The sequence below is a fragment of the Candidatus Baltobacteraceae bacterium genome, from assembly GCA_036489885.1.
Classification (GTDB): Bacteria; Vulcanimicrobiota; Vulcanimicrobiia; order Vulcanimicrobiales; family Vulcanimicrobiaceae; genus JAFAMS01.
In genome coordinates, this window is the sequence record DASXEW010000003.1 from 326,911 (window position 1) to 348,874 (window position 21,964).

23 protein-coding genes are annotated in these 21,964 nt (G+C 60.7%); 16 read left to right on the forward strand and 7 right to left on the reverse strand.

The annotated features are described in order from the left end of the window. Nucleotides 1–32: 32 nt before the first annotated feature. The 3 genes from VGG22_07540 to VGG22_07550 are packed head-to-tail and all read left to right on the forward strand — an operon-like array spanning nt 33 to nt 3,063. Nucleotides 33–1,352, forward strand: a complete 1,320-nt coding sequence (locus tag VGG22_07540) for an extracellular solute-binding protein (protein HEY1728207.1) — start codon at nt 33–35, stop codon at nt 1,350–1,352. Between the two features lie 53 nt (nt 1,353–1,405). Next, a complete protein-coding gene (locus VGG22_07545; GenBank protein ID HEY1728208.1) occupies nt 1,406–2,242 on the forward strand; it encodes a sugar ABC transporter permease in 837 nt (278 codons plus the stop codon). Next, nucleotides 2,239–3,063, forward strand: a complete 825-nt coding sequence (locus VGG22_07550; GenBank protein ID HEY1728209.1) for a carbohydrate ABC transporter permease — start codon at nt 2,239–2,241, stop codon at nt 3,061–3,063. Before VGG22_07545 ends, VGG22_07550 begins: the two co-directional genes overlap by 4 nt. Here the strand turns inward: VGG22_07550 and VGG22_07555 are convergent. After that, entirely contained in the window at nt 3,060–3,422 is a 363-nt protein-coding gene (locus VGG22_07555) for a hypothetical protein (protein ID HEY1728210.1), read from the reverse strand. The two genes, VGG22_07550 and VGG22_07555, sit on opposite strands and share 4 nt — an antisense overlap. Before the next feature lie 293 nt (nt 3,423–3,715). Here VGG22_07555 and VGG22_07560 point away from each other — a divergent pair, with 293 nt between their 5' ends. Genes VGG22_07560 through VGG22_07585 form a run of 6 tightly spaced genes read left to right on the forward strand, consistent with a single transcriptional unit; the run spans nt 3,716 to nt 9,410 of the window. Next, a complete protein-coding gene (locus VGG22_07560; GenBank protein HEY1728211.1) occupies nt 3,716–4,978 on the forward strand; it encodes an MFS transporter in 1,263 nt (420 codons plus the stop codon). Nucleotides 4,979–4,982: 4 nt separating this feature from the next. Beyond that, on the forward strand, nt 4,983–5,843 hold the full coding sequence (locus tag VGG22_07565) for a branched-chain amino acid ABC transporter permease (GenBank protein HEY1728212.1): 861 nt from the start codon (nt 4,983–4,985) through the stop codon (nt 5,841–5,843). Next, nucleotides 5,840–6,757: a branched-chain amino acid ABC transporter permease gene (locus VGG22_07570; GenBank protein ID HEY1728213.1), complete on the forward strand. Its 918-nt coding sequence runs from the start codon at nt 5,840–5,842 to the stop codon at nt 6,755–6,757. The genes VGG22_07565 and VGG22_07570 overlap by 4 nt, the downstream gene beginning before the upstream one ends. Further along, complete coding sequence (locus tag VGG22_07575) at nt 6,741–7,481, forward strand: ABC transporter ATP-binding protein (GenBank protein ID HEY1728214.1); 741 nt, start codon at nt 6,741–6,743, stop codon at nt 7,479–7,481. Before VGG22_07570 ends, VGG22_07575 begins: the two co-directional genes overlap by 17 nt. Beyond that, a complete protein-coding gene (locus tag VGG22_07580) occupies nt 7,478–8,173 on the forward strand; it encodes an ABC transporter ATP-binding protein (GenBank protein ID HEY1728215.1) in 696 nt (231 codons plus the stop codon). The genes VGG22_07575 and VGG22_07580 overlap by 4 nt, the downstream gene beginning before the upstream one ends. Before the next feature lie 22 nt (nt 8,174–8,195). After that, entirely contained in the window at nt 8,196–9,410 is a 1,215-nt protein-coding gene (locus VGG22_07585) for an ABC transporter substrate-binding protein (GenBank protein ID HEY1728216.1), read from the forward strand. Here VGG22_07585 and VGG22_07590 read toward each other — a convergent pair. Together VGG22_07590 and VGG22_07595 are read right to left on the reverse strand one after the other, a co-directional pair. Then, nucleotides 9,389–10,537, reverse strand: coding sequence for an MFS transporter (locus VGG22_07590; GenBank protein HEY1728217.1), 1,149 nt, complete (start codon nt 10,535–10,537; stop codon nt 9,389–9,391). The genes VGG22_07585 and VGG22_07590 overlap by 22 nt on opposite strands. Beyond that, nucleotides 10,534–11,349, reverse strand: a complete 816-nt coding sequence (locus VGG22_07595; protein HEY1728218.1) for an alpha/beta hydrolase — start codon at nt 11,347–11,349, stop codon at nt 10,534–10,536. The genes VGG22_07590 and VGG22_07595 overlap by 4 nt, the downstream gene beginning before the upstream one ends. A 42-nt stretch (nt 11,350–11,391) precedes the next feature. On the opposite strand from VGG22_07595, the gene VGG22_07600 reads away from it, so the two are divergent. Further along, nucleotides 11,392–12,243, forward strand: coding sequence for an alpha/beta hydrolase (locus VGG22_07600; protein ID HEY1728219.1), 852 nt, complete (start codon nt 11,392–11,394; stop codon nt 12,241–12,243). 37 nt (nt 12,244–12,280) lie between these two features. Then, nucleotides 12,281–12,481 (forward strand): hypothetical protein, encoded by a 201-nt coding sequence (locus VGG22_07605; protein ID HEY1728220.1) that lies wholly within the window; start codon nt 12,281–12,283, stop codon nt 12,479–12,481. Here the strand turns inward: VGG22_07605 and VGG22_07610 are convergent, their stop codons facing one another. Then, complete coding sequence (locus tag VGG22_07610; GenBank protein HEY1728221.1) at nt 12,482–13,330, reverse strand: helix-turn-helix transcriptional regulator; 849 nt, start codon at nt 13,328–13,330, stop codon at nt 12,482–12,484. 104 nt (nt 13,331–13,434) lie between these two features. Between VGG22_07610 and VGG22_07615 the strand changes: the two genes are divergently transcribed. Together VGG22_07615 and VGG22_07620 are read left to right on the forward strand one after the other, a co-directional pair. Continuing rightward, complete coding sequence (locus VGG22_07615) at nt 13,435–14,361, forward strand: helix-turn-helix domain-containing GNAT family N-acetyltransferase (protein HEY1728222.1); 927 nt, start codon at nt 13,435–13,437, stop codon at nt 14,359–14,361. Nucleotides 14,362–14,375: 14 nt separating this feature from the next. Next, complete coding sequence (locus VGG22_07620; GenBank protein ID HEY1728223.1) at nt 14,376–15,206, forward strand: dienelactone hydrolase family protein; 831 nt, start codon at nt 14,376–14,378, stop codon at nt 15,204–15,206. A 61-nt stretch (nt 15,207–15,267) separates the two neighbouring features. Here the strand turns inward: VGG22_07620 and groL are convergent, their stop codons facing one another. Beyond that, nucleotides 15,268–16,911 (reverse strand): chaperonin GroEL, encoded by a 1,644-nt coding sequence (groL, locus tag VGG22_07625; protein ID HEY1728224.1) that lies wholly within the window; start codon nt 16,909–16,911, stop codon nt 15,268–15,270. A 9-nt stretch (nt 16,912–16,920) separates the two neighbouring features. Further along, nucleotides 16,921–17,223: a co-chaperone GroES gene (gene groES / locus VGG22_07630; protein ID HEY1728225.1), complete on the reverse strand. Its 303-nt coding sequence runs from the start codon at nt 17,221–17,223 to the stop codon at nt 16,921–16,923. 321 nt (nt 17,224–17,544) lie between these two features. Between groES and VGG22_07635 the strand changes: the two genes are divergently transcribed. Together VGG22_07635 and ugpC are read left to right on the forward strand one after the other, a co-directional pair. Further along, nucleotides 17,545–18,588 carry an alcohol dehydrogenase catalytic domain-containing protein gene (locus VGG22_07635; GenBank protein ID HEY1728226.1) on the forward strand — a complete coding sequence of 348 codons (1,044 nt, stop codon included), beginning with the start codon at nt 17,545–17,547 and terminating at the stop codon, nt 18,586–18,588. Between the two features lie 13 nt (nt 18,589–18,601). Then, nucleotides 18,602–19,690 carry a sn-glycerol-3-phosphate ABC transporter ATP-binding protein UgpC gene (gene ugpC, locus VGG22_07640; GenBank protein HEY1728227.1) on the forward strand — a complete coding sequence of 363 codons (1,089 nt, stop codon included), beginning with the start codon at nt 18,602–18,604 and terminating at the stop codon, nt 19,688–19,690. Between the two features lie 341 nt (nt 19,691–20,031). Here the strand turns inward: ugpC and VGG22_07645 are convergent, their stop codons facing one another. Further along, nucleotides 20,032–20,754, reverse strand: a complete 723-nt coding sequence (locus VGG22_07645; protein ID HEY1728228.1) for an SDR family NAD(P)-dependent oxidoreductase — start codon at nt 20,752–20,754, stop codon at nt 20,032–20,034. Between the two features lie 104 nt (nt 20,755–20,858). Here VGG22_07645 and alr point away from each other — a divergent pair, with 104 nt between their 5' ends. Then, nucleotides 20,859–21,962, forward strand: coding sequence for an alanine racemase (gene alr, locus VGG22_07650; protein ID HEY1728229.1), 1,104 nt, complete (start codon nt 20,859–20,861; stop codon nt 21,960–21,962). Nucleotides 21,963–21,964: the final 2 nt, after the last annotated feature.

The following is a 21,964-nucleotide window of genomic DNA, read 5'->3' on the forward strand; positions in this document are numbered from 1 at the left end:
GCTTTCGTCCGCTGTTTGAAGGAGGGGCTTTCATGGCGCGTCTTGACCGACGGACGTTTCTCGAACTTTCCGCTGCCGGTATCGGGGCAGCAACCGCAACCGGTCTTCCCGCGGAAGCAATCGCGGCCGCCGAGGCTTCACCATTCAAACCCGAAAAGGGCGCACAGCTGCAGCTCTTGCGTTGGACGGAGTTCGTCAAGGGCGATCGCACGGCGTGGGAAGAGAACACCAAGAAGTTTACGGAGCTGACCGGCGTCCCGGTGCAAATTCAGTGGCTGAATTGGCCGGATGTTTCGCCGAAAGCCGCACTCGCCGCGCAGATCAACTCCGGGCCCGATCTCATCATGGGCTGGAACAGCGACGCGTATCTGTATCCGGATAAGCTGGTCGATGTCGGCGATCTCGTCGATTACATTCAAAAGAAATCAGGTTACGTTTACCCGGTCGCGCGTTCGTATTGTTACCATGACACGCTCAAGCGTTGGATCAGCGTTCCGATCGGCGTCCCCGGCAATGCCATGGCGTATCGCAAGGACTGGATGGAGCAAGCCGGCTTTCAGAGTTTCCCTACCGACATGGACGGAATGCTCGCCCTTGCACGCGCGATGAAGAAACAGGCACACCCGTGCGGCTTCTCGCTCGGCCATGCCGTCGGCGACAGTCAGGGCTGGTCGCATTGGAACCTGTGGGGACACGGCGGGCGTCAAGTGAACGCCGACAACTCGCCGGCGATCGTTTCCGCCGAGACGCTGTCATCGATCGAATACGCGCAGCAGCTCTTCGAGACGATGATCGACGGCGTCGCATCGTGGGGCGATGCAAACAACAACCAGGCATTCCTCGCCGGCCAAATTTCACTAACGATGAACGGCATCAGCATCTGGTACGTCGCCAAAGCGCAGTATCCGAAACTCTTCCCTGTGACGTACAACGCGCTTCCGCCGCTGGGTCCGATCAAGCAGCGCACGCAATTTAGCACGTTCACGCACGCCTACATTTGGAAGTACAGCAAATATCCGAACGCTGCTAAGGAATACTTGCGGTTCATGCTCGATCGGGAGCAGGCAGGTAAGTGGGTGACCGACATGATCGGCTATATCACGCCCGCCTATCGCGGGTTTTCGAAGCTTCCGGTTTGGACCTCGGATCCGAACGTCACGCCGTACCGCGACGTACTCGACGGCGCGCGCTTCGACGGCTGGCCAGGAGTCCCCGGACGCGCCGCAGCCCAAGCTACGGATCAGTTCGTGCTGATCGACATGTACGCCGACGTCTGCATCAACAAGATGGCGCCGCGCGCTGCTATGCAAAAAGCCGAAAACCGACTCACGCAAATCTATAAATCGGCCTAGCCCCTCTGCTCCGGCGTCTCGACTCGCCGCCCGTTCTCGGGCTCATCCTCATCGTGCCGGCCGTCCTAATTTTGGGCGGCCTGCTCGCATATCCACTGTTCCTCGGCGTTTGGTTGAGCCTGACGAACACGGTGCTCGGATCGCCCGGCCAGTTCGTAGGATTTCAGAACTACATCGACCTCATCTCCGATCCGACGTATCGCGGTGCGGCGATGTTCTCAATAGCCTACACGTTCTTCGCAGAGATCGGAAAAGTCAGTCTCGGACTAATCCTGGCGCTGATCGTGAACCAGAAGTTCGCCGGCTATCGTATTGCCCGCGCAATGATGTTGATGCCGTACGTCGCGCCGACGGTTCTCAGCGCCTTGGCTTGGCTGTGGCTCTTCGATCCGCAGTTTAGCGCCATCAGCTGGCTGCTGATGAAAATCCACCTCATCCATGCGCCGATCAATTTCGTCGGTTCGCCGACGCACGCTCAGATTTCGGTGATCGTCGTGAACATCTGGCGTGGACTTCCGTACTTTGCGATCGGATATCTGGCCGGCTTGCAAGGCATCAATAAGGACTTGCTCGAGGCGGCTGCCATCGACGGCGCATCGGCTTGGCAATCGTTCTGGCGGATTACGTGGCCGCTGCTCTTGCCGGTGACGACGATTTTGGTGTCGTTCTCCGCGATCTTCACGCTGACCGATTTTCAGTTGATCTGGACGATCACGCGCGGTGGTCCGACGGATGCAACGCAAGTCTTTACCACGCTCGCATATCAACGCGCGATCACCGGAGGATCGCTCGGACAAGGCGCCGCCGTTGCGATCTCGCCGATCATCTTCATGATCTTCTTTGCCTGGTTCGTCGTGCGCTCGGTCCGTGAGGAGCGGGCGACCGCATGAACCGCGTACGCGCGCTGCGGATTTACGTGCCGCTGGCATTCTACGCGGTCTTTTTGCTACTGCCGTTCTACTGGATGCTCGCGACTACGTTCAAGATAAATCAGGAGCTGCTGGTTACGCCCAACCCGTTTCTGATCTATCACTGGACGCTCGAGCACGTCGTCAATCTGCTAACCCAGACGCGCTATCTTACGTGGTTCGGTAACACGCTGGCTCTCTCGATCGGAGCGATGCTGCTCAGCGTTTCGGTCTCCTATATCACTGCATACGCAATCATCCGCCTACGCTTCCCGGGAAGTCAGGCCTTCGGCACCGCAATTTTTCTTGCGTACATCGTCCCGCCCGCGATCTTGTTCATCCCGCTTGCGACCGTTCTAATCCAGCTCCACTGGTTCGACAAGCTGTGGGCGCTGATCCCGATCTACGCGACGTTCTTGATCCCGTTCTGCACGTGGGTGCTGATCGGATTTCTGAAGTCGATTCCGCGTGAGCTCGAGGAAGCCGCGCGCGTCGACGGCGCGAGCAATCTCATGATCATGTGGCGGATCATCCTCCCGATCGCGGTACCCGGGATTATCACGACCGCTATCTTCTCGTTCACGTTGTCGTGGAACGAATATCTGTACGCGCTCGTCTACATGTCGTCGCCCGAGAACAAAACCGTCTCGGTCGGGATGACGTCGGAACTGATCAGCGGCGACGTATTTCAGTGGGGCCAATTGATGGCCGGTGCATTGATCGGGATCATCCCGGCGCTCTTAGCGTACTTCTTCTTTGCAGAATATTACGTCGCCGGGATGTCCGGATCACTTAAGGACTAGGCTCCGCCGAAAATTCCGCCCCAGGCTTTGTATTGGGAATCCGCACCATGCATTGAATCTTTGGCCATCTTCATGGTCTTCGAATCTTTGCCGCACTTCATTTCCCACGCGCTCAGATCGCGCTGGCCCTTCGCCATCGCCATCATGGCGTGAGCGTAGTCCTTGTCCATATCGCCGGTGCTCTCCATCGACGACATTTGAGTGCCCATCTTGGAAACAGCCGCATGCATCGCTTCCGGCGTGCAACCCGCCATCGAATGCATGGAGCTCATGCTCTGCTGCGCTACACCTACTGCGGGCGCGGCGAGGCAGGCAATGCCGAGCGCCAGCACCGGCGCCACGAGAAATTTGGCAAACATAGCAATCCTTCCGAAAAAAGTGTTGGAACGTATCGTCCGCAGGTAGACTACGCTCGAATCACCCCGGCGTCGGTAAGGCTGCTCACCGCCGCTTTGTAAGCTAACCTACATCCCTCGGACGACGCGCGTACTACCCTCTCACCATGAGCATCGCAGCAGTAAGTTCCTGAACCGGAGCCTCGGCGGCTAGTTGGGCCGCCCCCGTGCAAGCCGTCGCGAGCGCGCCACGACCGGCGCCTGCCGTCTCCGCCGTCCAAGAGGGTCTGGGAACGCATGTAGACGCTTACGCATGAGTGCGCGTCCCGTCGGCTCTGACCGCGACCTTTGCGAGCCTTCAACGACACCGAAACTATAGGCTTTACTTCTACGGCCAGCTGATCTCGCAGATCGGCACGTGGCTGCAAAACGCAGCGCAAGCCTGGCTCGTGCTGGATCTCACGCATTCGGCACAGGCCGTCGGCGTCATGGGCTTTGCGCTTTACGGACCGTACGCGCTGCTGGGGCTCTTCGGCGGCGCGCTCGCCGACCGTCTCGATCGCAAGCGCACGATGATCGTGACGCAGAGCGCGATGGCACTCGCCGCGGCGGCGCTTGCACTCATCGTGATGCTGCACGTCGACCGCCTCTGGGTCGTCGACCTGCTCGCGGCCGTGCGCGGAACGGTGCTCGTGCTCAACAATCCGAGCCGCCAAGCGCTGATGGTACAAATCGTCGGACGCCGCGAGCTTGCAAACGCGATCGCGCTCAATTCGAGTCTGAACAACGCGACGCGGATCATCGGCCCGGCGATCGCCGGCGTGTTGATCGCCGCGGTAGGCACCGCCGCGTGCTTTGCGCTGAACGCACTCAGCTTCATTCCGGTAATCGTCGCACTCGCCATGATGCGGCGCTCCGAGTTTCATACGCGCGCGCGTCGTCCGGCGCAAGTTAGGTCGTTCCGAGCTGCGATCGTCGAGGGTTTACGCTACGCGCGACGGCGCAAGACGATCGCAATTGCGCTAACGATGCTCTTCGTCATCTCGTTGACGGCGATCAATTTCAACGTTCTGCTCCCGATCCTCGCCCGGCAAACGCTTCATGGCGGCGCCGAAGTTTACGGATTCATTACTGCATGCTTCGGTTTCGGGGCGCTTGTCGGCGCACTGTTTACTGCTGCGCGCGCGAGATCGGGACCGATCGTATTGCTCGCCGCGGCTGCCGGCTTCGGCGCAATGCAATTCGTCGTCGCGCCGCAAACGAATACGGTCCTCGTCGGAGTATCGCTCTTCTTCATGGGCATCTTCTACACGACGTACACCGCGACGACCAATGCGCTCGTGCAGCTCGCGACGCCGGAATTCTTACAGGGCCGGATCGCTGGACTCTATTCATATCTCTTTCTGGCATCCGGCCCGATCGGATCGTTGCTCGTCGGCTGGATATGTGAACACGCGGGGACGAATGTGATGTTCGAGGTCGCCGGGGCCGCGACGCTTGCGATTACGTTCGTCGGTGTCCTGGCGCGGCCGTGGCCGATGCCTTCGGGGTCAGCCTCGGCGCGACGTCGTAGAGCCTAGAACCGTGGAGCCCTCGCTCGTCGCAATCGAGATTCTGAACGGCATCGTTCTGGGCGTGATCTACGCGCTCGTTGCAGCCGGGCTCACGCTGATCTTCGGGATGCTCGACATCCCGAATTTTGCGCACGGCGCGTTTTATGCGCTGGGTGCATATGTCGCGTATACGGCAATGACGCATGCGGGCTTCCCGCTGGCGTTGCTTGCTGCGCCGCTCGCCGTAGGACTCGTCGGAATCATAATCGACGCCTTGTTTATACGGCGACTCGCGCGTGCCGGACACACGTATCAGATTCTTTTCACGCTCGGCCTCGTGCTGATCGTGCAAGAATCGATCGTGCTGATCTGGGGACCGAATCCCCTCAGCGTCGAGGTTCCGCGTGGACTGACCGGCGGCATCGCGCTCGGCATCATCTCGTTTCCGTACTACCGCGTTTTTCTTGCGGTGGTCGCAGCGCTGTTGATCGCGGCAGTTTGGATCGTTCTCGAACGCACCAAGCTCGGCGCCGTCATTCGCGCGGGCATCGAAGATCCCGAGATGGTCGATGCGATCGGCTATGACGTTCAGCGACTCTTCACGCTTGTTTTCGGGATTGGTGTCGCACTTGCAGCGATCGCCGGCGCGCTGATCTTGCCGCTTCGCGGCGGTCAACCCGCGATGGGCAACGAGCTCAACGCACTTTCGTTCGTCGTCGTCGTGATCGGAGGACTCGGTTCGTTTGCGGGGGCTGTCGTCGCCGGCATTCTCGTCGGGCTCGTGCAATCGCTGATGTCGATCGTCTTTCCGGCCGCGGACGAAGTCGCGATCTTCGTTGCGATGGCCGTTGTGCTGCTCGTGCGGCCGCAAGGACTTTTCGGAAGGCGATGAACGCAAGGCGACTACCGTTCGCAATCCTGGTTGCGCTGATCGTGCTTGCGCCGCTAGTCGTGCACTATCCGGACCTGCTTGCGCAAGCGCTGATCTTCGGACTCATGGCAGCCGCGTTCAATTTGCTGCTCGGCGAGCTGGGTTTTCTCTCGTTCGGGCAGGCCGTGTTCAACGGCCTCGGCGCGTATGCCGCCGGACTGCTGCTCGTCCACGTCGCTCACGTTCCGATCCTGCTTGCGCTCGCACTCGCTGCGTTGTGCGGTGCGGCCGGCGCCGCGATCGTTGGTTTGCTTGCAAGCCAGGGCGCCGGTGTGTACGCGGTGATGCTGACCTTCGCGTTCAACGAGCTGGCGTACTATCTCGCGTTCCAGCTGCGCGACATCACCGGCGGCGACAACGGATTGCGCGGCATCGTTCGCCCCACGCTGTTCGGCCTCGACTTGAGCAGCAACGTCGCCTACTACTATTTCACCGGCGCCGTTTTCCTGATCGTGTTTTACGCGCTCTTGCGAGTCGTCGATGCGCCCTTCGGCCACGTGCTGCGCGCGATTCGCGAGAACGAAGCGCGCGCCCGCGCGATCGGCTACGATACGCGCCGTTTCAAAGTATCGGCGTTCGTGATTTCAGGTGCGATCACGGGGATCGGCGGCGCACTCTACGCGATGCTCTACGGTTTCGTACCGCTGGAAGTCGTCGACTTCACGACGTCAACGAACATCGTCGTGATGGGCATCCTGGGCGGAATCGGTTCGCCATACGGCGCGATCGCCGGCGCCGGGATCTTTACGCTGCTCTCCGACAGGCTCAGTCACGTCTGGGCGCACTGGCCGCTCATACTCGGCCTTCTGTTTTGTACGGTCGTCATGGTAATGCGCGGCGGTGTCGTGCAGTTGTTGCATGTTAAGCGCGCGTAGTCTCACCAAGCGGTTCGGTGGAACCGTTGCGGTTGACGGTGTCGACCTTGACGTGCGTAAGGGGACGCTTCACGCGATCATCGGTCCGAATGGTGCGGGAAAGACGACCCTCTTCAATCTTCTGGCAGGCGACATGGCGCCGAGCAGCGGCGCTATCGCGTTCGAAGATCGTGAGATCACGCGTCTTGACGTGCGCGAGCGCTCGCATCTCGGGATCGGACGAAGCTTTCAGCGCACCAACGTCTTTCGCAACTTGAGCGCCTTCGAGAACGTTCGCATCGCGGCCCAATCGCGGACGCACGCGAGCTTCGGACTCTGGTCTTCGGCGAAGCGCCTTTCGGCCGTCACCGCAAAAGCTCACGCCGTGCTCGCGGAGCTAGGCCTCGAGCATCTTGCGGAGCGCCGTGCGGGCGAGCTCGCGGGCGGCGACCAGCGATTGCTCGAAATTGCGATCGCGCTCGCAACCGAGCCGGTGTTGCTGCTGCTCGATGAGCCGTCGCAAGGGCTCTCCGGAGAGGACGCGCGCGCATTGCTCGCGCGAATTCGGGCGTTCTCGGCACATTACACGATCGTATTGATCGAACACAACATGCACCTGGTGATGGAACTTTCCGACGAGATCACCGTCATGAATTTCGGCAGCGTTCTGGCCCGTGGAACTCCGGAACAAATCCGCGGCGACGAGCGCGTTCGCGCGGCGTACTTGGGGAATCGGACGCCATGAGTCTCGTTGTGCGAGGTGTCGATGCCGGATACGCCGACCTAACCGTCGTGCGGAATCTGTCGCTTGAGGTACCGGATGGATCGGTCGTCGCGCTGCTGGGCCGCAACGGCGCCGGCAAGAGCACCACGCTCAAAACGATCATGGGACTCGTGCACCCGCGAAGCGGCGAAATTGCGTTCGACGGCACCCGCATCGACCACCGCACGCCGCACAAGATCAATCGCTTGGGCATTGCATACGTTCCCGAAGAACGCCGCGTTTTCTCGGAGCTCACCGTCGACGAACATCTCCGTATCTCGCAACACACGAACACGCAGTGGCCCGCCGCACGCATCTTCGAGCTCTTTCCGCAGCTGTGCGCATTGCGTTCCCGGCGCGGGCGCTTTCTCTCGGGCGGCGAGCAGCAAATGCTTGCGATCGCACGCGCGCTCGTAACGGGTCCGAAGCTACTGCTGCTCGACGAGCCATCGCAGGGACTTGCTCCGGTGATCGTCGACGCGGTCATCGACTCGGTTCAGCGAATGCGTTCCGAGGGCTTGAGCATCTTACTCGTCGAGCAGGACGTCTCCATCGCGCTGCACTTGGCGTCGCACGTCTACATTTTGGAGACCGGCGAGCTCGTTTACGCCGGAGGCGCCGATGAACTCGGAACACGCGCGGACCTGCAGGCGAACTATCTCGGCGTGGGATAAAGGCGTCCGAAAGGGAGGGTTCATGCGACAACATCTCACGCGGCGCGATGTGCTGAAGCTCGGAGCCAGCGTCACCGCAACGCTCGCGGCACCGCTCGGTCGCGCGAGCGCTGCAGAAGCGGACGTCACGCTTTGCGGCATCTTCTCGCAAACGGGAGCCTACGCCGTCTTCGGGCGCGATACCGACCGTGGGATAAAGCTCGCCCTTTCGGAAGCCGGCGGCAAGACGCTCGGTCACGAGATTCGTTACATCATCCGCGACGATCAAACGAATCCGGGTGTCGGCGTCCAACAAGTGAGTGACGCGATCGATCACGAGAACGCAAAGTACTTTGTCGGCGTCGCGTCCAGCTCGGTCGGGCTTGCAATCGAGCAAATCTGCGGAATGAAGCACGCGATGTTTCTGACGAGCGTCGGCGCCGATGAAGTCACAGGCAGTGCCTGCAATCCCTACACGTTCCGTTGGGCTGTTCCGACGTATGGCGCCGTTCGTGCCACGATGTATCCGTTCATCAAGCGCTTTCCAAAAGCCAAGCGCTGGTACACAATTACGCCGTCGTACGTTTTCGGCGATTCGCTGTTGCGCAACGTGCGCGACGTCGCAAAAGAACACAATCTCGACGTCATCGGAAATGCATATCATCCGCTGGGTGCGACCGAATACTCGTCGATCGTCACGGCTGCCATAGCGTCGAAACCCGACGTAATCGCGCTCCTCAACTTCGGCGGCGACGCAATCAAGACGATCAAGACGGCGCAAGAATTCGGCGTCAAGAACACTGCTAAACTTCTCTATGTGTGGAGCGGCGGTCTGCTCGATTATCAAGGCATCGGTCCGGCTGCGATGGATGATTTGTATGTCGGCTGCCAATACTGGCACGACGCAACGCCCGAGACGCGCAAGGCCAGCGAACCGTACCTAAAGGCCTACGGTGAGCCGATGGGCTACGTCGGTGCGAGCGCCTACATCGAGGCGAAGCTCGCACTTTCCGGCATGGAGCGCGCAAAGTCAATCGATCCGCTTGCGGCGGCGAAAGCGCTACAAGGCTACACCTACGCCGGTCCGACCGGCCGCGAAACGATCCGTGGATTCGATCACCAGGTCATCAAGCCATATTATTTCTTGCGAGGCAGAGCTGAGAAGGCGATGCAGAACCAGTGGGATTTCGTCGAAACGCTCGGCTCGGCGTCATATCCCGTCCCGCAGTCAGAGAGTCAGTGTAAGCTCGGCTCCTGAGTGCGCGCGCCCGCGAAGAACGGAATCGCCGCGAGCTGCGCGATGACGGAGAACGCGACCAGTGTGAGGATCGAGCGATCGACGAGATAACCCATCAGCGCGCTTCCCGCAAACCACGCGACGCCGAAGACGGTGTCGTAGATCCCAAAGGCGGTCGCGCGTTTCTCGCCGATCACGCGCGCAACGAGGGCGACGAGCAACGTATCTTGTACCGCCGTCCCCAGTCCCCAAAAGACGACTCCGGCCTGCGCCAACGCGCCGGTCCCAAGAAACGCAAGCGGTGAGGCCGCAGCCGTGATGATCAACGAGATGACGACGACGTTCGAACCGTACTTGTCGAGCCAGCTGCCGAGAAAATAGGAGGCAATTGCGGCCACACCCATCGCGACGGCAAACCAGATCGAGATCGCCGGAATCGACACGACGTTATCCCGCGCGAAGCGAAACGCGATCAACGCGAAGTCCACGTAACCTGCGGCGACAAGTGCGCCGCCGATGGCATAGCGTTTGAACGTCGCACGATCTTTGAGCAGCGTCGAACGTCCCACGCTCGGCGTCAGTCCGCGGCTCGCGGTTTGCGCGACCGCAAGAGCAATTAGCGTGCAAATCGCCGGAATGAACAGAACGCCGTAGCCCAGACGTATTCCCGAGTGCGTAATGCCGACCGCAAGTAGTAGCGGACCGATCGTTGCGCCGGTTTGATCCATGGCTTCGTTTACGCCGAAGGTCCAACCACGACGGCCGAGCTGCCGTCCGGCTTCCGCGATGAGTCCGCTCGTCGCCGGGCGGCGAACGCCGCGACCGAAACGCTCGCCGATGACGAGACCTGCGGCAGCCGGCCAACTTCCGGCGAGCGCCAGCGCCGGCACGCAGAGTTGATTGATGATGTAGCCCGCCCAGATTTCGATCCAATATTTTCCCGTGCGGTCGGCGATCGCGCCCGCAATCGATCGCACGGCGTAGCCGGCGAGCTCGCCGCCCCCGGCGACGGCGCCGACTACAAACCCGCTCGCGCCGAGTGACCCCAGCAACGCACCGACCTCGCCGCGTCCCCCTTCGTACACCATGTCCGCAAACAGGTTGACGATGCCCATCAGAAAGACGAATCGCAGCACGTTGTTTTTCACGTCATGAGTTCCCGCAGCTCGCGATTGAAGCGTCTCGAACCTTCAAAAAACGGTGTGTGCCCGATGCCTTCGTAGAGCGAAAGCCGTGCCTCCGGGATGACGGTGGCATTGTGTTGCGATGACGCCGGCGTTACGATGGCGTCTTCCGTGCCGTGCACGCACAAGACCGGAATCCGCAGCGTCTTCAGCACGTCGTCGTTGTCGAGTTTCCGGCGGCCCATCCACTCACGCGCCACTGCGGGACATTGCTCGCCAACGGCGAGCAGCCGGACGCGATCGTTTTCCGGCAAGCGCGCCGGATCCGCGACGCACATGTCGACGAAGCGCGCCATCGCCGGTCGAAGAACTTCAGGATCGGATGAATTGAGCGCCGGAAAGAGCGCTGCGAATTGCGCGCCCGTGAAGCCGCGAGCTTTCTCGCCGCCTTTCACCGTTAGGGCGCACGCAAGTAAAATCGCGCGAACGCGATCGCTTCCGTAGAAGCGCAGGTAGTCGCAGATGACGTAGCCGCCATACGACCATCCGACCAGCGTGACGTTCTTCAACTCAAGTGCCGCGATGACTGCCGCGACGTCGTCGGCCCACGGCTGCGATTCCGCGTACGCGGCTCCCTCACCGGGCTTATCGGATTCACCGTGCCCACGCAGGTCGAAGGCGATCAAACGAAAGTCGCGTGCGAGATCGCTCGAAAACTGCTCGCGCCACGCGAACGTCGACTGACAGTAGCCGTGGATGAAGAGAATCGCGGGACCGTCCGGATTGCCTTCGGCGACCACATGCAGGGCGACGCCGCCGCCGCCGATAACGCGCATGCCGTTATGTTCGAAGGTTTTGCAACGCGACGCCTCCCTGGCGTGGACGGCATTCAGATCAACGCGGTCGTCGGCGGGAGTGGGCCGCCGCTTCTGCTTCTGCACGGCTATCCGCAGTCACACGTGATGTGGCACAAGGTTGCGCCCGTGCTTGCAAAGCACTTCACGGTCGCCGCTGCCGATCTTCGCGGATACGGCGACAGCGACAAACCGCAAAGTGACAAGGCGCATCTCGTTTATTCGAAGCGCTCGACCGGAAACGATCAACTAGCAGCGATGCGGTCGCTGGGTTACGAGCGCTTCGCCGTCGCCGGTCACGATCGCGGAGGACGTGTCGCACATCGCATGGCGCTCGATCATCCCTCTGCCATCGAGCGCATTGCGGTGCTCGACATTGCGCCGACGCGCGAGATGTTCAAGCCGACGACGTTCGAGTTTGCGATGGCGTACTATCACTGGTTTTTTCTCGCGCAGCCATTCGACTATCCGGAGCGCTTGATCGGCGCCGATCCCGAATATTACGTGCGCGAAAAGATGCGCGCATGGTCACGCGGTCTGGATGAAGAGATTTTCACACGCGAAGCGCTCGCCGAATACATTCGATGCTTCAAAGATCCGAAGACGATTCACGCAAGCTGCGAAGACTATCGTGCCGCTGCGACGATCGACATCGAACACGACGACGCCGATGGAGGGAAGACAGTTGAGGCGCCGTTGCTCGCGCTATGGGGCTCGAAAGGCGTCGTCAATCGCTTGTTCGATCCGATCGCGCTCTGGAAGCAGCGAGCAAGCGACGTTCGCGGCGAAACCTTACCTTCGGGACACTATCTTGCCGAAGAAGTTCCGAAGCAGACTGCGGAACGGCTGCTTACGTTCTTCAAGGGCCAAGCCTAAACGTTTCGCGCGCGGGACCGCCGGGAACGGGCCATTTATGCGGAACCCCGACGAAAGTAAGAACGGCACGCACACGGGCAAGCCGCGCGCAAAGAAAGATCCGCAGCGTTCACCGCTGAGCGGTATTCTCGAAGATCCGAAAGGCACCGATCGTGGTGTTGGATCGCTCGACAAAGCGTTGTGGGATGAATCCCGTAGCAAGAGCACACCCGAGCGCGCTGCCAAAGACGACGACTAGCTAAGAACCGCCGCCCGCGTCACGAAACGCTGCGAGCGTCGCATCATCTGCCGGCGTAAGATAGCGCGTGTGCGCTCCGGGCCATCCGGCGACCGGAAAGACAATCGCGTGGACGGCGAGCGAACCGTAGGCGGGATGCGTGATGATGTATGGCTTCGTCAAGTTCTCCTGATTGAGCTCATCAAACGACGACACGTCGTGCGCGCCCCAAAGACGCTCGAATTCCGACTGACCACGCAGCGCATCTAACACGAGCCGTGCGGCCGGACTTTCCGGATCGCGCGCGAGCGATCGGCGGAAAAGTCCGAGATTTCGGCGCGTGTGCTCTTCCCAACCGGGACCCATCAGGCCGCGCAATGCATCGTCTTTGAACGTGCGCCAGACGACGTTGCGCGCGAGCCACTCCTCATTGCCGTGTAAGAACACTTTTTCGGCGACACCGTTGGCGCGAACGCGCGTCAGCCACGGATCGTACACGAGCACTGCGGCTTCTCGCGTGTTCTTGAGCGAGTACTCGAGGGATGGATGAATGGGGCGAACACCTCGTGGTGGCGGCGGTTCGCCGCGTACGAGCGTGTAGACGTAATCGCGCTCGACGCGATTCAATCGCAACGCTTTTGCGACCGGTTCGATGATGCGTTGCGTCATGGCGCGATCGCGTCCCATTTCGAATAGCGTGTACCACTCGGTGCTGATGCCGGCGAGGCGCGCCACCTCGGCGCGCCGTAGCCCAGGTGTCCGTCTCCCCCGCGCATCGTCGATCAGCAAGCCAACGTCATCCGGCCTCAAACGCGCGCGCCGCGACTTCAGAAAATCGGTCAGCAGCGCACGGTGCGGCGCTTTGGGCATTCAATACCGAGCTTTCGTGAGGACTTTAGTACACGGGGTTCGCCGTATCTAGTGAAATCCCAATATACTTGACTGAAGCAACCAAATAGTTGACAATCGAGGGAATGGCTGCCGGAGATACGAGGATAGCGGCGGTTCGGGGCTTCAACCGCTTCTACACCAAGAAGATCGGCGCTCTGCGTGGGAGCGTGCTGCAGAGCAAGTTTTCCCTGAGCGAGGCGCGCGTACTTTACGAGCTTGCCCACCGCAAGACTACGACCGCTGTCGAGCTGAGCCGCGATCTCGGGCTCGACCCGGGCTATCTCAGCCGGATTCTTCAGCGGTTCGCGGCCCGCGGTCTCATCAGCCGGCGCCGGTCGTCGACGGATACTCGCCAGACTGTGCTGACCCTGACGCCGCGCGGCGGTGAGGCCTTCGCGCCGCTCGCGCGGCGCCAGAACGCAGAGGTCGCAGCAATGCTCGGTGAGATTCCGGAGGGCGAACAAGAGCGCGCGATTGCAGCGATGCGCGAGATACAAACGGCATTTTCAGCCGCTGCAGGTTCGGAACCGTACATCATTCGCGAGCATCAACCAGGCGATATCGGTTGGGTAATCTCGCGGCACGGTGCGCTGTACGCGCAAGAGTTCGGGTGGGACATCACGTTCGAAGCCTATGTCGCCGACACGACCGCGCGATTCATACGCGAGTTGAACCCAAAACGCGAGCGCTGCTGGATCGCCGAGCGCAACGGGCGCAACGTCGCCTGCATTTTTCTCTTTGACAAAGGTGACAACGTCGCGCAGCTGCGCATGCTGATCGTCGATCCGGAAGCGCGCGGTCTCGGTATCGGACATCGTCTCGTCGACGAGTGCATTCGCTTCGCTCGCCAATGCCGTTACGCGAAGATGCTGCTCTGGACGATCGACATTTTATCCGCGGCTCGTAAGATCTACAAACAAGCCGGATTCAAATTGATCGAATCAACGAAAACGCGCGCTTTCGGACACGACCACTTCGACGAATGGTGGGAGCTGCCGCTCACGAAGTAGAAAATGCGGTTACGATGGTGCCTTCGGTCCGGAGCGTTATTCTTGCGCTCGCAATCGCCGTAAGCGTTGCCCCTCCGCCGGTATCTGCCGCACAGACAGAAATCACGGTTGGCGTCCGAAAGAGCATGCACGCAACGCTCGTGGCACCAGACGGACCTGGACCTTATCCGGGCGTGTTGGTCCTTCACACCAGCGGTGGATTAGAAGACGCCGATCTCGCATTCGCGACCAGACTCGCCGGCGAGGGATACGTTTGTCTCGTTCCGGCGTTCATGGCGGCATATGGTCTAAGCGCGCAATCGCGGGATGAAGCGTTCACGCGCGACGGAGATGCAATCTACGCCGATCTCGTCTCAGCGCTCGACACGCTTCAAAACAATCCCAAGGTGCAGGGTTCGAAGATTGCTGCGATCGGTTTTTCTGCCGGTGGGTATTTCGCGGTTTGGCTGGCGCTGACGAACAAGGTGCAGGCCGCAGTGGGATACTATGGGGCGTACTCCGGTGCCGGAACGGATAAGGAGTTGACGCACTTCGAACGGCTCGCGAATGCTTCAAGCGCTCCGATTCTGATCTTGCACGGCTCGGATGATAGAACGGTTCCCGTTCACGCCGCGCTCCGGCTGGCCAGCATTCTCGAAAACGTTAAGACGCCATACCAGATCAAGATATACCCGAATGCGGGTCATCTCTTCGACCGCGCCGACGCCGCCCGGCCGGCCGGCGGCTACATGCGGAGCGGACGCGGACCCGCACGCGGAGGCACCGACGCCGGCGATTCCGACGCGAACATTGATGCATGGACGCGCACGATGGATTTTCTTCGCACGTACGTCAGCGCTCGGTAATGAAAATCGAAGAGCCCCGGATTGCTCCGGGGCTCTTCGATGTCTTCTCGCTCGCGCGAGCTTACATCATTCCGTCGTAGCCGCCCATGCCGCCACCGGGAGGACCACCGGCGTCTTTCTTGGGCTCGGGCTTGTCGGCAATCAGCGTTTCCGTCGTCAGGATCAGCGAACCGATCGACGCTGCGTTTTGCAGTGCCGAACGCGTGACCTTGAACGGCTCAACGATGCCTTGCTTGAACATGTCGACGATCTCGCCGCTCATCGCATCGAAGCCCATCGGAGCCTTCGCTTGCTTGACGCGGTTGACCTCAACGCTGCCCTCAAAGCCGGCGTTCTCGGCGATCTGTCGCGTGGGCTCTTCGAGCGCACGACGAATGATGTCGAAGCCGATCCGTTGCTCGCCACCGCTAAGAGTTGCGACTTTCTTGTCGAGCTCTTTGAGCGCGTGGATGAGCGAGGCACCACCGCCGGGGATCATGCCTTCTTGCACCGCTGCACGCGTTGCCGAAAGTGCATCCTCGATGCGATGCTTCTTCTCTTTGAGTTCAGTCTCGGTGGCTGCACCGACTTGAATGACTGCGACGCCGCCTGAGAGCTTGGCAAGACGCTCTTGCAGCTTCTCGCGATCGAAATCGCTGTCGGTCTCATCGATCTGACGCTTGATCATTTCGATGCGGCCCTTGATGGCATCGCTCTTGCCGGCACCGTCAACGATCGTGGTCTCTTCCTTCGTGATCTTGACCGTTTTGGCTTGACCCAGCAGATCCGGCGTCACTTTGTCGAGCTTTAGACCAAGCTCTTCGCTGACGACCGTGCCGCCCGTGAGGGTGGCGATGTCCTTGAGCATTTCCTTGCGACGATCACCGAAGCCCGGCGCCTTGACGGCAACCGACGTGAACGTTCCGCGCAGCTTGTTGACGACGAGAGTCGCGAGCGCTTCACCTTCGACGTCTTCCGCGATGATGACGAGCGGCTTCTGAACTTGCACGATCTTCTCGAGCAGCGGCAGGATGTCGGCGATTGCCGTGATCTTGCGCTCCGTGATCAGAAGGTACGGATCGCTCAGCGTCGCTTCCATCCGCTCCGAGTCCGTGACCATGTACGGCGAGATGTAGCCCTTGTCGAACTGCATGCCGTCTTTGGTCTCGACTTCGGTCTTCATGGACTTCGACTCTTCAACCGTGATGACGCCGTCTTTGCCGACTTTCTCCATCGCGGTTGCGATCAGTTCGCCGATCTCTTTGTCGTTCGCCGAAATCGACGCGACGTTGGCGATCTTCTCGCGCGTGTCGACCTTTTGAACGAGCTTTTCCATCTCTTTGACGGTCAGCTCAACCGCTTCGTCGATACCCTTCTTGATTTGGAGAGGGTTCGAACCGGCGGTGACGTTGCGCAGACCCTCGCGGATGATCGCTTGCGCGAGCACCGTTGCGGTCGTCGTTCCGTCGCCGGCGATGTCGTTCGTCTTGGACGCCACTTCTTTGACGAGCTGTGCGCCCATGTTCTCAAATGTGTTAGGAAGCTCGATCTCCTTGGCGATCGTCACACCGTCGTTGGTGATCGTCGGAGAACCGAACTTCTTGTCGAGGACGACGTTGCGTCCTTTGGGTCCGAGGGTTACGCGGACCGCGTCGGCGAGAATGTTCGCGCCGCGCTCGAGCGCGCGACGCGCGCTCTCATCAAATATGAGTTCCTTAGCTGCCATGTTTCTTTCTTACACCCTCGCCGGGACGCCGCTCAAAATTAAGAGCACGTCCTTTTCAGAGATGATGAGGTACTCTTTCCCCTCGATCTTGACTTCGGAGCCTGAGTACTTTGAGTAGAGAATGCGGTCGCCGACTTTCAAATCCATCGGGACCTTGTTGCCGTTGTCGAGTATACGCCCGGCACCGACGGCAATGACTTTGCCCTCTTGGGGCTTCTCCTTGGCCGTATCGGGCAGGAACACACCGCCAGCCGATTTGTCGGACTGCTCAACGTGCTCGACGACTACGCGATCGCCCAAAGGCTTACCAATCACGAACTTCCTCCCAAACAAAATGCAAATTCGAATATGCTTTTGGCACTTGCAGTCAGAGACTGCTAGGCGCCGAATAAATTTAGCAGACCCGGCACCAGAGTGCAAGCCCCGTCAGCCGGGCCGCCGCCATCCTAAGGGTGGCGCGTGAGGGGAGGGCCGTTCGCTCGCGAGGGGCGCTCGGGCGAACCAGCCCTCCCCATAGGTGCAGCCCTGGAGGCAACCAGGCTGCTGGGCGTTCTGAGGGGTTCCTTTCCCGCCCCAATCGTAGCTCGCCATGGCTTGGAAAGGCCTCCGAGGACCCTGAGCCAAGGCTGAGATATGCGTGCCATCCTGAAATCGCGTCCCGCCGCCGGTGTCGAGTTCACGAAGGAGCAGCCCGAGCCGGAAATCGGACCCGACGACGTCCTCGTCCAGGTCGCGGCGACCTCGATCTGCGGGACGGACGCGCACCTCTACGCCTGGGACAAGAGCGCCCAGGCCTTCGGTCCGACACTGCCGTTCGTGCTCGGGCACGAATGCGCCGGAACGATCGTGCGCATCGGTTCGACCGTCAAGAACCTGCGCGTGGGTCAACGCATCGCGGCCGAGTCGCACATCTTCTGCGGCGCCTGCTATATGTGCCGAACCGGCAACGCGCATAACTGCCTTGAGATGAAATTGCTCGGCGTCACCCGGCCGGGCGGATTCGCGGAGTATCTTGCGCTGCCGGAACGCGTCTGCTTTCCGCTACCGGATGACTTACCGCTCGAACTCGGCGCGCTTTTCGAGCCGAGCGGCGTGGCGGTGCACGCCATCCAACGGGCCGGAAATCTCGACGGCTGCAGCGTGCTCATCACGGGCGCCGGACCGATCGGGCTCGTGCTGATTCAGCTGGCGTTCGTCATGGGCGCGACCTCGATCGTCGCGCTGGAACCGAATCCGTTTCGACGCAAGCTTGCAGAACAACGCGGTGCGCGCGCGCTCGATCCGCTGGCGCCGGGGTTCGATCTCGATGCAATCGTGCGCAAGGACTACGCGCGGCACGGCGGCTTCGATGCCGGCTTTGAAATATCGGCTGCACCCGGAACGCTCGAAACGCTGCTGCGCGGCGTACGGCGTGAGGCGCCGATCGTGTGCGTCGGACTTCCAAACGAACCAATCCCGATCGACATCACGGCCTTCATTAGTAAGAAGATGATTGTCCTCAAGGGAACGTTCGGACGGCGCATCTGGGATACGTGGGAGATGCTGCTTGCGATGGTCCAATCGGGAAGGCTCGATCTTTCCGGCATGATTACGCACCGGCTTGGGCTCGAGGAATTCGATCGGGGAATCCAGCTCTTGAAGGGCGATTCCGCGAAGGTGATCATCTCGCCTAATTGAACGGTCTGGGCGCATGGCTGGCGTGCGCCTGGAATCCGTGTCGAAGAAGTTCGGAAAGAATGTCGTCGTTCACGAGATGACGATGGATATTCCCGACCGCGAGTTTCTTGTATTCGTCGGACCGTCGGGTTGCGGCAAGACGACGACCTTGCGCATGATCGCCGGACTCGAAACCATTAGCGACGGTAAGATTTTCATCGGCGACCGTATCGTAAACGACGTCGAGCCGCGCGATCGCAACATCGCGATGGTGTTCCAAAATTACGCGCTCTACCCGCACATGAGCGTCTACGAGAACATGGCCTTTGCGCTCAAGCTGCGCAAGATGTCATCCGAAGAACTCGACGGACGCGTCAAAGGCGCTGCCGAAATTCTTGGCATCACGCATCTTTTGAAGCGCCGGCCGAAAGAGATGTCCGGTGGACAGCGGCAGCGGGCCGCGCTCGGACGCGCGATGGTCCGCGATCCCGCCGTCTTCTTGATGGACGAGCCGCTTTCGAATCTGGATGCGAAGCTGCGGGTGCAAATGCGCGTCGAGCTCGTGCAGCTGCATCGCCGTGTTCAGACGACGACGGTCTACGTTACGCACGATCAGGTCGAAGCCATGACGATGGGCGATCGCATCGTTGTCATGAACGACGGCGCGATTCAACAGATCGCCGCGCCAAAAGAACTCTACGACCATCCGGTCAACCGCTTCGTCGCGGGATTCATCGGCTCACCGCCCATGAATTTCATAAACGCCGACCTTACGCGTGACGGCGATCGCGTTTTCGCACACGGCAATGGGTTCAAGACGCTCTTGCCGGCCGCGCAAACCGCGAAGCTCAGTGCCAACGGCAACAAGATCGTGCTCGGCGTTCGGCCGGAGGACGTACGTGTCGTCGCCTCAGCCGAGAGTGATTCAGGCGCCAGCGGTCGTGTCGACGTGGTCGAGCAGCTCGGCGCCGAACAGCTTGCGTTCACCCTCGTCGGCGATCAGAACCTCTTGCTGCGCACGAATCCCGATGTGCCGCTTACCGCCGGCTTGAACATCACACTCGCATTCAACGTCGCAAAAACTCACGCATTCGATCCCGAAAGCGGCGCCGCGTACTTCTAGCCCACCTTGTCATCCTGAGCGTAGGCGTTCGCAGCCATCTGTCATCCTGAGCGTAGGCGTTCGTAGCCATCTGTCATCCTGAGCGTAGGCGTTCGCAGAACGCCGAAGTCGAAGGGCGCATACTAATGCTGCAGGTAGCGGAACGATCGTAAAGGGCTGCGGGCACGATCGTGCCCGCGACCTGCCTCATCGTTACGCAGCCGTCATCACTCTGGCGCGCCCTTCGACTACGCGCGCCTGCGGCGCGCTACGCTCAGGGTGACAACGTGTACGCCTGCGGCGCGCTACGCTCAGGGTGACAATGTGTACGCCTGCGGCGCGCTACGCTCAGGGTGACAAGATTAGTCCATCATGACGCCGCCGTCGACGTTGAGCATCTCGCCTAATACATAGGAAGATTTCGGCGAGAGCAGCCACGCGATGGCTTCGGCGACTTCTTTGGGATCGGCGATACGTCCGATCGGATGTGCGGCGATGGCTTGTTTTTCGATTTCTTCCGTCGGCATGACGTAGCGGCCCATCGGTGTCGCGGTTCCGGCCGGACACACGCCGTTGACGGCGATACCTTTGGGACCGAAGACGCGCGCGGCGTTGCGCGTCAAAGCGATGACGGCGCCTTTGCTCGCGGAGTATGCAGCGGTTCCGGCCAATCCGCCACCGCGTTTGCCCGCGACGCTCGAGACGGTGCAGATCCGTCCGCCCGCCTTCATATACTTGACGGCTTCGCGAATGCAGAGCCACGTGCCGACGACGTTGACGCGATAGACTTGCATCCAGCGCTCGACGCTCAGCTCTGCAAACGGCGTCGTGTCGGCGATTCCGGCCGGAGTTGCGAGTGCGTCGAGCCTTCCGAATGCCCCGTGCGCGGCGGCGAATAGATCAACGACTGAGGCTTCATCGCCGACATCGACCTTGAAGGCCTTGCCGCCGCATTCTGCTGCGATGTGCTCAGCTGCGGAAACATCGAGATCCGCGACCGCGACTTGATACCCGGCTTCGCCAAGTACACGACACAGTGCGGCACCTATTCCGCTTCCGCCACCGGTGACAATTGCCACGCTCATAGGCGGTCCTTCGACTTCGGAGCGCTATCGCGCTCCTACGCTCAGGATGACATATGCACTCCTACGCTCAGGATGACATTGACGCCTTGACGAAGCCCGGGACCATGCAGGCTCAGCTCGAGATCGATCTCGGCGCGATCGCGGCGAATGTCGATGCGATCTCGCAGTTCGTGCGGCCCTCGAAATTCGCGGCCGTCGTCAAAGCCAACGCATATGGGCACGGCATCGCGGAAGTTGCTCGCGCACTCGAGGATCGCGTCGCTCGCTTCTGTGTCTACGAAGTCGGTGAGGCGGTCGCGCTGCGAGAAGCCGGGATTCGCGCGCCCATCTTGATCATGGGCCCGATCGAGTCGAGTGACCTCGACCTGGCGCACGCATCGAACGCCGCGATCACGTTGTGGGATACGGACACCTACGCACGACGCGTCGCGAGCGTTGCACGCCGCCGCAGTGCGAAATTTCCCGTCCATGTGAAGATCGAGACCGGTGTCTCACGCATCGGTCTCTCGCCGGAGGATGCGCCGGCCGCGATCGATGCGTACGCACGCACTCCGGAGCTGACGCTCGAAGGCGCATACTCGCATCTGGCTGCCGCTGAAGAGCTTGACTCCGATTTCACGCTGGTGCAGCTCTCGCGCTTTCAAGAAGCCGTGAAAAGTGCGCCCGCGGGCATACGCCACATTGCCGCATCCGCGGCAGCGATGCTTTGGCCGCAAACGCGCCTCGACATGGTGCGCGTCGGAATCGCAACATACGGTTTATGGCCTTCGCCCGAGACGCGAGCGCGACTCGGCGATGCAATTCCACTGCGGCCGGCACTGCGATGGACGACGCGGCTCGTTTCCGTGCGCGATATTCCCGCCGAAACATCCGTTGGCTACGGCCGCACCTACCGTACGACATCGAATGCACGCATCGGTGTGCTTCCGATTGGTTACGCCGAGGGAATTCCGCGTGCTCTTAGCAATCGAGGCGCGGTTTTGATCGACGGAAAACGTTGCCCGATCGTTGGGCGTATTTGCATGAACATGACGATGATTGACGTGACGAGCGTCACTTCTGCAGCGCCGGGGATGCAGGTCACACTTATCGGGCGCGACGGCGATGCAATTTTAAGCGCAGAAGACTGGGCAAATTGGGCACAGACGATCGACTACGAAATTGTCGCGCGTTTGCCATACAACACGCCGCGGGTGTTCGTTACGTAGCG